The sequence below is a fragment of the Thauera mechernichensis genome (assembly GCF_029588855.1).
Classification (GTDB): Bacteria; Pseudomonadota; Gammaproteobacteria; order Burkholderiales; family Rhodocyclaceae; genus Thauera; species Thauera mechernichensis.
The window spans coordinates 108,198-120,302 of the sequence record NZ_JARQZE010000006.1; the positions used below are offsets into that span (position 1 = coordinate 108,198).

Annotated in this window: 8 protein-coding genes; all 8 read right to left on the minus strand. The window is 66.1% G+C overall.

What is annotated here, in order from left to right; translation table 11 throughout:
• Positions 1-143 precede the first annotated feature (143 nt).
• A complete protein-coding gene (locus P7F68_RS10830; protein ID WP_037982219.1) occupies positions 144-2,324 on the minus strand; it encodes a primosomal protein N' in 2,181 nt (726 codons plus the stop codon).
• A gap of 389 nt (positions 2,325-2,713) precedes the next feature.
• Positions 2,714-3,784, minus strand: coding sequence for a uroporphyrinogen decarboxylase (gene hemE, locus P7F68_RS10835; RefSeq protein ID WP_002936043.1), 1,071 nt, complete (start codon positions 3,782-3,784; stop codon positions 2,714-2,716).
• Between the two features lie 125 nt (positions 3,785-3,909).
• Positions 3,910-5,367 (minus strand): TrkH family potassium uptake protein, encoded by a 1,458-nt coding sequence (locus tag P7F68_RS10840; protein ID WP_002926156.1) that lies wholly within the window; start codon positions 5,365-5,367, stop codon positions 3,910-3,912.
• 17 nt (positions 5,368-5,384) lie between these two features.
• Positions 5,385-6,788: a Trk system potassium transporter TrkA gene (gene trkA, locus P7F68_RS10845; RefSeq protein WP_002936047.1), complete on the minus strand. Its 1,404-nt coding sequence runs from the start codon at positions 6,786-6,788 to the stop codon at positions 5,385-5,387.
• A 101-nt stretch (positions 6,789-6,889) separates the two neighbouring features.
• Positions 6,890-8,137 (minus strand): sigma-54-dependent transcriptional regulator, encoded by a 1,248-nt coding sequence (locus tag P7F68_RS10850; protein ID WP_002926158.1) that lies wholly within the window; start codon positions 8,135-8,137, stop codon positions 6,890-6,892.
• 8 nt (positions 8,138-8,145) lie between these two features.
• Complete coding sequence (locus tag P7F68_RS10855) at positions 8,146-10,269, minus strand: sensor histidine kinase (RefSeq protein WP_002926159.1); 2,124 nt, start codon at positions 10,267-10,269, stop codon at positions 8,146-8,148.
• Positions 10,266-10,877 carry a DUF4390 domain-containing protein gene (locus P7F68_RS10860; protein ID WP_277833058.1) on the minus strand — a complete coding sequence of 204 codons (612 nt, stop codon included), beginning with the start codon at positions 10,875-10,877 and terminating at the stop codon, positions 10,266-10,268. The genes P7F68_RS10855 and P7F68_RS10860 overlap by 4 nt, the downstream gene beginning before the upstream one ends.
• Positions 10,828-12,084: a 16S rRNA (cytosine(967)-C(5))-methyltransferase RsmB gene (gene rsmB, locus P7F68_RS10865; RefSeq protein WP_277833060.1), complete on the minus strand. Its 1,257-nt coding sequence runs from the start codon at positions 12,082-12,084 to the stop codon at positions 10,828-10,830. The genes P7F68_RS10860 and rsmB overlap by 50 nt, the downstream gene beginning before the upstream one ends.
• Positions 12,085-12,105 lie beyond the last annotated feature (21 nt).

The window sequence follows — 12,105 nt, forward strand, 5'->3', positions numbered from 1 at the left end:
GCAGCTTGGGCGCACCGAGGCGCAGTAGACATCGCCGCTCATGATGAAGCAATACGCCCCACGATGGGGAGCCATGACGACAATTGGACACTCGGGGCCCGGGCACGACCGAAGCCACCGCAAGCCCGGCGCCGCGGTTGCGGTCAGACCTCGAGCGGGTCGACGTCGATCTGCCAGCGCAGTTCGCGCGCCGTACGCTGGCGGTAGAGCATCTCGATCCAGCTCAGCAGAAAAGCCTGCAACAGGCCGCGCTGGTCGGCCTCGACCAGTAGCTGCGCGCGCTCGCGGCGGGCCAGCCGCGTCATGCGCATCGGGACCGGGTCGTACAGGCGCAATCCCTCGGGCGCAAGCGCCTCGGCCAGGCGCCGCGCATGGCGCAGGAACTCCACGGCATCGTCGAGCGCGGGCGCGTCGGCGCGCAGCATGGCCTGGTGGGTAAACGGCGGAAAGCCCGCACTGCGCCGCTCCTGAAGCGCCATGCGGGCAAAGGCGTCGAAATCATGGCGGCCAAGGTGCTGGTAGAGCGGGTGTCCCGGGTACTCGGTCTGGATGAGCACCGTTCCGGGCAGAGTGCCACGGCCGGCGCGCCCGCCCACCTGCATGAGCTGCTGGAACAAGCGCTCCGGGGCGCGGAAATCGGCCGCATGCAGCGACGCGTCGGCGCCGATCACGCCGACCAGAGTCAGGCGTGGAAAGTCGTGTCCCTTGGCCATCATCTGGGTGCCGACGAGGATGTCGGCCTCGCCCGCAGCAATGGTATCGAGCAGCTTTTCCCACTGCGCGCGCGTGCGTGCGGCATCACGGTCGACGCGCAGCACGCGCGCCTGAGGAAAGCGTTCGGCAAGGCGCGCCTCGATGCGCTGCGTGCCGCGACCGAAAGGCTGGATGTCCTGGTTGCCGCAGCTCGGACAGGCGTGCGGGATCGATCCGTCGCAGCCACAGTGGTGGCAGCGCAGGCGGCGATCGGCAAGATGGACCACAAGGTTGGCCGAGCAGTGCGGACAGCGGCTCACCCAGCCGCAAGACGGGCACGACAGCACCGGTGCATAACCACGGCGATTGAGGAACACCAGGCTTTGCTCGCCACGCTCCAGGCGTTGGCCGATCGCAGCCTGCAGGCCCGGGCTGAGGCCTTCGTCGAGCTTCAGACGCCGCGTGTCGATGCAGTGCACGGCCGGCAAGGTCGCCGCTACCGCGCGCTGGCTCAGGGTCTGCAACGCATAGCGCTCGCTGCGCGCGTGGTACCAGGTCTCGAGCGAGGGCGTGGCCGACCCCAGCACGATCGGCACGCCGCGCTGGCGCGCGCGCCACACGGCGACGTCTCGCGCCGAATAGCGCACCCCCTCCTGCTGCTTGTAGGACGCATCGTGCTCCTCGTCGACCAGGATTAGGCCCAGCCGCGGCAGCGGTGCGAACACTGCCAGTCGGGTGCCGAGGACGATGTCGGCGCGGCCGGTGAGCGCCTGAACGAATCCGCGCGAGCGCGCGCCGTCGGCAAGCGCGGAGTGCAGGCTGACGACGTTGGCGGCGGCAAAGCGCTGCGCGACGCGCTGCTCCAGCTGCGGCGTCAGCGCGATCTCGGGTACCAGCATCAACACCTGCTGACCTTGTGCCAGCGCATGCGCGGCCAGCCTAAGGTACACCTCGGTCTTGCCACTGCCGGTGACGCCATGCAGCAGCCAGGGCCGAAAGCCTGCCCCGCCGCCGACGATGGCCTCGATCGCGCGCGCCTGTTCGGCAGTGAGTTCGGGTTGCGCGCCGCTGGCAAGCGCGGCAACACGGCCCTCATCCTGTATTGCAGTCAGCCAGCCACGCCGCAGCACATCGCCCACCGCCTCGCCGCCAGCCATGGCACGGATCACGCTGCGCCGCCATGGCCCAGGTTCGGCAGCGAGCGCCTGCAGCAGCATGAGCGCCTTGCTCGGCCGCCGGGCGTCGGCAAGCGCACGCCGGCCGGCCTCGCCGATCTCGAGCAGGGGGTCCTCGTCGGCGTCGCTCACACCGTCGGCGCGACGCAGGCCAGGCGGCAAGGCCAGTGCAACCACCTCGCCCAGGGGCGCGTGATAGTAGCGTGCAACGAAATCGACCAACGCCAACCAGTCTGCCGGCAGTGCCGGTACCTCGCGCTGGATGTGATGCACGGTCTTGATGCGTGCTGGTTCGACATCGGCCGTGTTGCCGAGGGCGACGATCAAACCGTTGCGATCGCCGCGCCCGAAGGGCACCTTCACACACCGCCCGACGTCCGCTTCAGTGGCATCTGCCGCAGCGTAATCAAAGACTTGCGGCAGCGGAACGGGCAAGGCAACGCGGACAATGGTCATGGGATGATGGATGACCTTGTAAAAAGGCTTTTGTGTCAGGTGCTTGCAGCACCTTGATGAGACCGGATGGAGAAAACGAAGGTCAAGTCTCTGGGCCAGAATGACCCTTTGGGCTTGTCCACAAAAGCTGTGGATAAGTTTGTGGGGAACCTGGGTGAATCAGCCCCAAACCTGCGCCACATAAGGCTTTTCGTCACAATGCCTTAACATTGCGCGATTATTTACTCGTTAATTTTCAACAACTTATTGAATGCAGTCACAAGCAGCTGTTTCTGCGCCAAAGAGCGAAGCTGGAACCGGCGGATGTGCATAAGTCAAGCACTTTGCACGCAATATTGTGCTTGACAGGCGGCGACCTGGACGACCCAAGTCGCCGCCCATGACGGCTTTCAGCCGCGTGCGCGCAGTTCGCGGCTGTAGGCATGCACGGTGTCGACCAGCACGCTGACGCTCTCGGGCGGGGTGTATTGCGAAATGCCATGCCCGAGGTTGAAGACATGGCCAGGGTGGTTGCCGTAGGCATCGAGGATGCGTCGGGTTTCCGCAGCTACGGCGTCGGCGGGCGCGAACAGCACGTTGGGGTCGAGGTTGCCCTGGAGCGCGACCTTGTCGCCGACCAGGCGGCGGGCACGGCCGATGTCCATGGTCCAGTCGAGACCCACCGCGTCGCTGCCAATGGCAGCGATCGATTCCAGCCACAGGCCACCGCCCTTGGTGAACACGATGCTGGGCACACGCTGGCCGTCACGCTCGCGGATGAGTCCGGAGACGACCTGCTCCAGGTAACGCAGCGAGAACTCCTTGTACGCGGCTTCGGACAGCACCCCGCCCCAGGAATCGAACACCATCACCGCCTGTGCGCCCGCCTCGATCTGGGCGTTGAGATACTTGACCACCGCCTGCGCGGTCACCTCCAGGATGTGGTGCATCAGGTCGGGGCGGCTGTAGGCCATGCTCTTGACCTTGCGGTAGTCGTCGGACGAGCCGCCTTCGACCATGTAGCAGGCCAGCGTCCACGGACTGCCGGAAAAGCCGATCAGCGGCACGCTACCGTCGAGCGCGCGGCGGATCTCGCTCACCGCATCCATCACGTACTGCAGCTCGACATGGGGATCGGGCGCAGTCAGGTTGCGGATCTCCCACTCGTCCTTGAGCGGACGCTCGAAGCGCGGCCCCTCGCCTTCGGCGAAGTACAGGCCCAGACCCATGGCATCCGGTACGGTGAGGATGTCGGAGAACAGGATGGCGGCGTCGAGGTCGTAGCGCGCCAGCGGCTGCAGGGTGACCTCGCACGCCATCGCCGGGCTCTTGCACAGGTTCAGGAAGTTGCCTGCACGGCGGCGGGTTTCGCAGTACTCGGGCAGATAGCGGCCAGCCTGGCGCATGAGCCAGACGGGCGTGTATTCGGTGGGTTGGCGCAGCAGGGCGCGCAGGAAGGTGTCGTTCTTCAGGTGGCTCACGGCGAGTCCTTTGAGGCTGGCAATCTGGCTGAAGGGGGCTGAAGGCGTGATTATCGCCTTTCCCGCGCCGCTCGGGGCTTGTCGAGCGTCAATCCAGGTGCAGCCGGGGCGCTCCTGGCGCAGGCTCAGCGCCGCCAGAAGGTGGGCGTGAGCACGACGAGGAAGGTGAAGATCTCCAGGCGGCCGAGGATCATGGTGAACGACAGCACCCACTTGTGGATGTCCTCGAGCCCCTGGTAATTGGACGCCGGGCCCACCAGACCAAGGCCAGGGCCGGTGTTGTTGAGGCAGGCCACCACCGCGGAGAAGGCGGTGATGAGTTCGAGACCGGTCGCCGACAGGATCAGCGTCAGGCTGACGATCGACACCATGTACATGAAGCTGAAACCAAGCACCGCGTGCAGGATGGTCTCGGGTACGGGCTTGGTACCGAGGCGGACCGGACGCACCGCCTGCGGATGCAGCGAGCGCACGATCTCGCGGAACACCTGCTTGTAGAGGATCATCGCGCGCATCATCTTGATGCCGCCGCCGGTCGAGCCCGAGCAGGCGATGAAGCTGCCCAGGAACAGGATCCAGATCTGGGCGAACATCGGCCACAGCGTGTAGTCGTAGGTCGCCAGGCCGAGCGAGGTGGAAATCGACACGACGTGGAAGGCGACATAGCGTAGCGCGGTGGCTGCATCGTCGTGCGCACCATGCTGCATCAGGTACACGGTGAGGAGCACGATGCTGCCGGCGAGCACGGCGAAGTAGAAGGGAATCTCGGGGTCGCGCAGATAGGGCTTGTAGGTCCGCCGCACCAGGGCCAGGTAGTGGGTGGCGTAGTTGAGACCGGCAAGGAGAGCGAAGACGATGGTGACGAGTTCGACGTTGAGGTTGGCGAAGTGGCCGATCGAGGCGTCCTTGCTCGAGAAACCGCCCAGGCCCGCAATCGAAAAAGCATGGATCACCGCGTCCCAGCCCTCCAGCCCCGCCCACCACAGCGCGAAGCCGCAGGCGACGGTGAGCAGCACGTAGGTGATCCACAGGCCCTTCGCGGTCTCGGCGATGCGCGGCGTCAGGCTGGCGTCCTTCATCGGTGTAGGCACTTCGGCCTTGTAGAGCTGGCGGCCACCGATGCCGAGCAGCGGCAGGATGGCCACCACCAGCACGATGACGCCCATGCCGCCGATCCAGTGCATGAAGGTACGCCACAGGTTGATCGAGATGGGTAGATCGTCGATGCCGCTGAGCACGGTCGCGCCGGTTGCGGTGAGCCCGGACACCGCCTCGAAGTAACCGTCGGTGAAGCGCAGTTCGGGGATGTAGGCAACCAGCGGCAGGGCACCGAACACCGGCAGCACCACCCAGCTCGCGGCTACGAGCAGGAAGCCGTCATGCACGCGCAGGTCGCGGCGCCGCGAGCGCGTGGCAGCCCACAGCAGCAGGCCCGAGACGAAGGTGACGAAAATGCCCTGGTCGTAGGCCAGGGTGGCGCCATCCTCCAGCACCGCGGACACGGTGAGCGGAAAGCCCATGAGCAGGCCGAAGATCATGATGATCAGGCCGAGCGCATTGAGCGCGGGGTGGTAAGCGCGCATTCAGGCGGTTCCCTGGGTCACAGGAAGGTGAAGCTGACCTGGAACAGCTTCTCGACCTTGCGCACGAGGTTCTTGCTGGTACAGAAGACAATGACGTGGTCATTTTCTTCGATCACCGTGTCGTGGTGGGGCATGATGACCTCGCTGCGCAGGATGCGCCCTTCGTCGTTCTTCACGTCACGCACGAGCGCGCCGATGGTCGCCCCCTTTGGAAGGGGGACTTCCTCGATCATGCGGCCGACGACCTTGGAATCCTTGCGGTTGCCGTGGGCGATGATCTCGAGCGCCTCGGCAGCACCGCGGCGCAGGCTATGCACGGCCACGACATCGCCCCTGCGCACATGCGCCAGCAAGGTACCGATCGAGGTGTGGGCCGGCGAGATGGCGATGTCGATCGGCCCGCCCTGCACGAGGTCGACATAGCTCTTGCGGTTGATCAGCGCCAGCGTGCGGCGCGCGCCCATGCGCTTGGCGAGCGAGGCCGACATGATGTTGTCTTCCTCGTCGTTGGTCAGCGCGACGAACAGGTCGGTCTCGTCGATGCCCTCGTTCTCGAGCAGCTTCTCGTCAGTCGAATCGCCGCGCAGCACCAGGGCGTGGGACAGGTGCGAGGCCAGCATCTCTGCACGAACCCGGTTCAGTTCGAGGATCTTGACGTGGTAGTTCTCCTCGATGGACTGCGCCAGACGGAAACCGATGTTGCCGCCGCCCGCGATCATGATGCGCCGCATCGGCCGGTCCGAACGCCGCAGTTCGCCCATGACCTTGCGGATGTGCACGGTCGCGGCCAGGCAGAAGACCTCGTCACCGGGCAGGATCACGGTATCGCCCTTGGGGATGATGGGCTCGCCATTACGGTAGATGGCGGCGATGCGCACCTCTACGTTGGGCAGGTGAAAACGCAGCGCCTTGAGCGGATGCCCCACCAGCGGCCCGCCCTCGAAGGCGCGCACGCAGATCAGGCTCACCACCCCGTTGGCGAACTCGAGCACCTGCAGCGCTTCCGGAAAAGCGATGAGGCGCTTGATGTAGTCAGTGACCACCTGCTCGGGGCAGATCGAGAAGTCGACCGCGAAATTGTGGTCCTCGAGCAGTTCGGGATGGTCGACGTAGTCGGTCGAGCGCAGGCGTGCGATGCGGGTCGGCAGGTTGTACAGCGTCTTGGCGATACGGCAGGCGCACAGGTTGGTCTGGTCGGACTGGGTCACCGCGATCAACAGGTCGGCGTCGTCCGCCCCGGCCTCGCGCAGCACGCGCGGCGATGCCGCGTTGCCGCACACGGTACGGACTTCGAGCCGTTCGCGCAGCGCAGCCAGGTACTCCTCGCTGGTGTCGACGAGCGTGATGTCGTTCGCTTCCGACACCAGGTTTTCGGCGACCGACGCACCGACCTGGCCGGCGCCGAGAATGATGATCTTCACGCTGACTTCCGCACACGAATGTAGGCTGTGGATTCTACGCCGCCCGCGGCGCAGGGTCCAAGATTTTGTTGCACTGCAGCAATAATAGCGATACCGGCTACTCAGCCCTCTTCGTGGCGCCGCCCAGCCTGCAAGCCGAGCTGCTTCAACTTGCGGTAGAGGTGCGTGCGCTCGAGCCCGGTCTTTTCGGCAAGCCGCGTCATGTTGCCCCCCTCGAGGCGCAGGTGGTGCTCGAAGTAGAGACGCTCGAATGCTTCGCGCGCCTCGCGCAAGGGCTGGTCGAGCGGTACCCCGCAGCCACCGGTGGAGAGATCGGGCGGAAGCAGGCGGCGGACCTCGCCCGCGCCGATCTCCTCCTCCAGCGTACCGAGCGCGAGCGACTTCACCGCGGCGCGCAACTCGGCATATCCCCCTGGCCAGGGCAGATTGCGCAGCTGGTTCAGGGCTGCCGTGGACAAGCGCCGCAAGGGCACATCGCCGCCCTCGATCAGGTGCAGCAGCAGCTGGCTGGCCAGCTCCGGCAGGTCGTCGCGCACCTCGGCCAGCGAGGGCGGTGCCAGGCTGACCTCGAACAAGCGGCTCAGCAAGCCCTCCTCCCAACCTTCGGCGACAAGCCCTTCCAGATTGCGCTCGGTGGCGACCACGAGGCGCAAGTCATAGCGCTCGAGGCGGTCGAGGGCAAAGGCGAGATTCTTCTGCTGCGCACGCGACAGACGGGCAAGCTCGGACACGAACAGGACGCCGCCCTGGGTAGCCTGCAGCTGGCTCAGGTCGAGCGGCGCGCTGACAGCGCCCAGGTCCAGCCAGGGGGCATTGCCCGGCTGCACGCTGCGGGCAACGAGTTCGGCAAGGCTGCCGCTGCCGACGCGCAGCAACAGCACGCGCGAACTACCGGATATCTGCTCGACCCGGCGCTTGAGCTCGCGCAGCGGCACCGAGCGCGTGAACGCCGACAGGGTCAAGGGAGCGGGCGCCCCCGGGGCTTGCGGCCGTTGCAGCCCACGCTTGACCGCAGCAAGCAGCTTCTGCAGTGCGATCGGCTTTTCGAGGTAGTCGATCGCACCGATACGTGTCGCCTCGACCGCCGTATCGATCGTGCCATGGCCGGACATCATCACCACCGGCATGTTGAGCTGGCCGTTGGCCGCCCACTCCTTGAGCAGGGTGATGCCATCGGTGTCCGGCATCCAGATGTCCAGCAGCACCATGTCGGGCCGCAACGCATTGCGCGCCGCACGCGCAGCGGCGGCATTCTCGGCGAGCAGGATGTCGTGGCCTTCGTCGCGCAGGATTTCGGAGAGCAGTTCGCGGATTCCGATTTCGTCGTCAACGATGAGTATCTTTGCCATTGTCTTCGTCAAGCTTGTTTGTTTTCAGCCAGGCGCAAGCGGATGCGGACCTCTGCACCGCCGCCCTCGAGGTTGCTCAGGCGCACGTCGCCGCCATGCTCATCGACGATCTTCTTCACGATCGCCAGACCCAGTCCGGTGCCACGCGACTTGGTCGTGAAGTAGGGCTCGAAGGCGCGGGCGAGCACTTCAGCCGGAAAGCCGGGCCCGCTGTCACGGAACAGCAGCACAACCCGTTCGCCGTCACGGCGCGTCAGCACACGCACCTCGCCATCATCAACGCCCGTCACCGCGTCCTGCGCATTCTGCAGCATATTGTGGATCACCTGCCTTAGCTGGGTGCTGTCACCCATGACCGGCGGCAGACCGGTGGCGAGTTCGGTGCGCACACGCACGGCGGAGCTTTCGTACAGGTGCAGCACCTCCCGGATCAGCGCATTCAGATCGACCGCCGCCAGCTTCGGCGCAGGCAGGCGTGCATAGTCGCGGAAGGCATTGACCAGGTTCTTCATCGCCTCGACCTGGTTGACGATGGTCGTCGTTGCGCGCTCGAGCATCTCTCGCCCGCTGTCGTCCAGGCGGTCCGCCAGCTTGAAGGCAAGGCGCTCGGCGGAGAGCTGGATCGGCGTCAGCGGGTTCTTGATCTCATGCGCGAGTCGGCGCGCCACCTCGGCCCAAGCGGCGGTACGTTGCGCCGCAACCAGGCTGGAGATGTCGTCGAAGACGACGACCAACCCGCCGCCGCCGACCGCAGGCAGACGCGAGCCGTGGATCAGCAGGCTGAGCGGCGAGCTGTCCTTCACCGGCAGGTCTATCTGGGTCTGCCAGTCGCCCTCGTTGTTGGCGAAGCCCTCGACCAAGGTGTCACGGAAGAGGTCGAGGCGAGGCCAGTCCTCAAGCGCGAGATCCTCGAACCCGGCAAGGTCGTCGGCCAGGATCTGCAGCGCACCATGGTTGGCCGCACGCAGCTGGCCGTCCACCGAGAAGGCAAGCACACCGGTGGACAGGTGGGCCAGCACGCTCTCGAGGTAAGCGCGGGCGGCTTCGACCTCGGCACGGCTGCGCTCGGCCGCGCCGCGTGCGTCCTGCAGTTGCCGCGTCATGCGGTTGAAGGACTGCGTCAGCACGCCCAGTTCGTCGTTGGCAGGCAGGGCCTGGCGCGGGCTGAAGTCGCCTTGTGCCACCGCCTGTGTGCCCTCGGCCAGGATGAGCAGAGGCGCCGCCAGCCGGCGGGCGATGAAGAAGGCGACCGCGAGTGCGGTCAGCAGCGCGAGCAGCAGCGTGAGGCTGAGCGTGATGGTGTAGATGCGCTTGAGCCCGCTGCGCCCGAGGGTGAGCTGCTGATAGTCACGATAGGCCTCCTGGACAGCCTCGGCGCTGCGCCCGAATGACTCCGGCACCGGTTGAAGGAGCATCAGCAGATTGGGCTCGCCCGCCAGCGTGCGCAGCGGGATGGGGGTGACGACGCGAATCACCAGACGTCCGTCGGGGCGACTGTCGACACTCTGGAAATGGCGCGACTGGCGAGCCTGGCGCAGTTCGGCGACCGACGGCAGGTCTGGGATGAGGCCATGACTCTGGTCGGCCGCCGTCGCCACCACCTGGCCATTGGCGCTGATGATGGTTGCGCTGCTGATGCCGCTCTGCTCGCGCAGGCGGTTGAGCAAGGCGGCCGACCCTGCTCCTGCGCTGGCAACCTCGAGTTCGAGGACCATGTCGTCAGCCTTGTCGCGCACCTGGCTGACGAGGTAGTCGAAGGCGCTCTGGCCCAGCGCAATGCCACCCTCCAGCGCCGAATCCACGCGTACGTCGAACCACGACTCGATGCTGCGTACGACGAACTGCAAGGATACGCCATACACGAGCACGCCGGGCACCACGCCCATGAGCGCGAACATCAGCACCAGGCGCATCTTGAGCCGCGAGCCGAACTCCCGGCGGCGGTACTCGCGCCACAGCTGGCGCAGCTGAATGCCAACGAGGGCAGCCATCGCAACGACCACCGCGCCGTTGAGCGCAAGCAGGAACGGATAGCTGCCTGCAAAGAGCTCCGTATTCGCGCTCGCCGAGGCCAGCAGGAACAAGGAGATTCCGGCAAGGGCGGCAACGATGACGAGATAGGCGCGCTTCATTGGAACCCCGGCGCTCCGGGCAGGAAGGTCCAGCGCAACCAGTCGGTGCCCAGGCTCCAGTCACGGCTGCCGATCGCGGTCACCTGGAAGGGCTTGGGCAGCTGGCTGGTGTCGAGTCGAAAACGCAGTGAGGCTTGGTGAGACTGCCCCGCCTCGAGGGTGTCGAAGTCGGCGACCTGCCAGTTGCGCACACGCTGCATGGTCATCACCGCCGCCTCGAGGCTGTCGAAGCTCTGGTGGAAGCTGCCGATCGACAACCGGTAGCTGCGCGTAATGGCGTGGTAGTGCAGCCGGTAGTCCAGACTGCGATCGACCACGACCTGATTGAGCCAGTACCAGCGCGGGCGCTCGATGAGCAGCTGAGTGGTGAAGTACAGCGACACGCCACGCGAAACGGCATCGACGAGTCGAGGGTTGAGCTCGATGTCGATATCGGCATTGAGGACATAGCCCGAATCGCCACGCACGATCTCTGCGTTGCGGATCTCGCTCGAGTCCGCATGCGCGAACACGACGATGACGCTAAGCAGGGTAAATACGATCGTACGCAGCAGGCGTTCAGGCCTGCTTGCGAAGGAGCGCGTAGTAGAAGCCGTCATGTTCGGCATTGGGCAACAGCTTCAGGTCGGGCTCCCCGCAAACCGGGACACGTTCGGCATCGGCATGCAGGGCGCAGAAACGGGCGATCTGCCCGGCGTTCTCTTCATCGAAAACCGAGCAGGTGACGTAGAGCATTGTGCCACCCGGGGCCAGCGTCTGCCAAAGCGCATCGAGGATCTCCGCTTGCTGTGCCGCGAACTGCGCGATGTCGGTCTCCCGGCGCAGCCACTTGATGTCGGGATGCCTGCGCGCAACGCCGGACGCGGAGCACGGCACATCGGCCAGGATACGATCGAAGGGGCGTCCATCCCACCAGCGCTCGACACGCCGGCAATCGGCAACCTGTACGCGGGCAGTCAGGCCCAGCCGCGCCAGATTGCTGTCGACACGCTGGGCACGCAGCGAGTCGAGCTCGAGCGCGAGCAGCTCGACGTCAGCGCACTCCAGCAGATGCGCCGTCTTTCCGCCGGGGGCCGCGCAGGCATCCAGCACCCGCTCGCCCGCAAGCGGCGCAAGCAGCCGTGCCGCCCACTGTGCGCCCGCATCCTGCACCGAAAGCAGGCCGTCGGAGAACCCGGGCAGGCGGCCTACGGGCACGGGGCGATCGAGCAGCAGCGCATCGTTATCGAGCCGGCGTACGACCAGCCCGGCGCCCTCGAGCCCTGCCAGCGCAGCGTCGATCGTCGTCCTGCGCGTATTCACACGGATGGCCATGGGCGGACGCTGGTTGCCGGCTGCAAGCGCCGCCTCCCAACCCTCACCGGCCGAGGCACGCAGGCGGGCGATCCACCAGCGCGGAAAGCCGAGCCGGGCCTCCTCGTCGGCCTCGGTCCAGGCCGCCCACTGATCACGCTGACGGAGGGCGTTGCGCAACACGCCGTTGACCATGTTCTTGAGCCCGGGCATCAACTCGAGTGCGGCCTGGACCGCCTGATCCACGACGGTGTGCGCCTGTTCGGGCCGCTGGCGCAGACGTGTGAGCGCAACCAGCAGCAGGCCATGGATGGCCGGCGCAGGCGGCGTGTGCAGGAGACGATCGAGCACGACGCCGCTACGACGAAAATCACGCAGCGTGGACCAGGCCAGGTCGCGCACCGCCCCCCGGGTTGCATCCGGCCACCCCGGATGGGTGGCAAGCATGTGCTCGAACGCTTCGGTAAGGTTGCCGCCACCAAGCACTGCGCCAACAAGCTCGGCTGCACGCGCCAAGGCCATGGCAAGGCTGTCATCGGCAAG

Bases quoted from the DNA above. Each gene is read 5' to 3' on its own strand.
- P7F68_RS10830 (WP_037982219.1), bottom strand. From the start codon at position 2,324: ATGACCATTGTCCGCGTTGCCTTGCCCGTTCCGCTGCCGCAAGTCTTT.
- P7F68_RS10840 (WP_002926156.1), bottom strand. From the start codon at position 5,367: ATGCGCGCTTACCACCCCGCGCTCAATGCGCTCGGCCTGATCATCATG.
- P7F68_RS10850 (WP_002926158.1), bottom strand. From the start codon at position 8,137: ATGGCAAAGATACTCATCGTTGACGACGAAATCGGAATCCGCGAACTG.
- P7F68_RS10855 (WP_002926159.1), bottom strand. From the start codon at position 10,269: ATGAAGCGCGCCTATCTCGTCATCGTTGCCGCCCTTGCCGGAATCTCC.
- P7F68_RS10860 (WP_277833058.1), bottom strand. From the start codon at position 10,877: ATGCCGAACATGACGGCTTCTACTACGCGCTCCTTCGCAAGCAGGCCT.
- rsmB (WP_277833060.1), bottom strand. From the start codon at position 12,084: ATGGCCTTGGCGCGTGCAGCCGAGCTTGTTGGCGCAGTGCTTGGTGGC.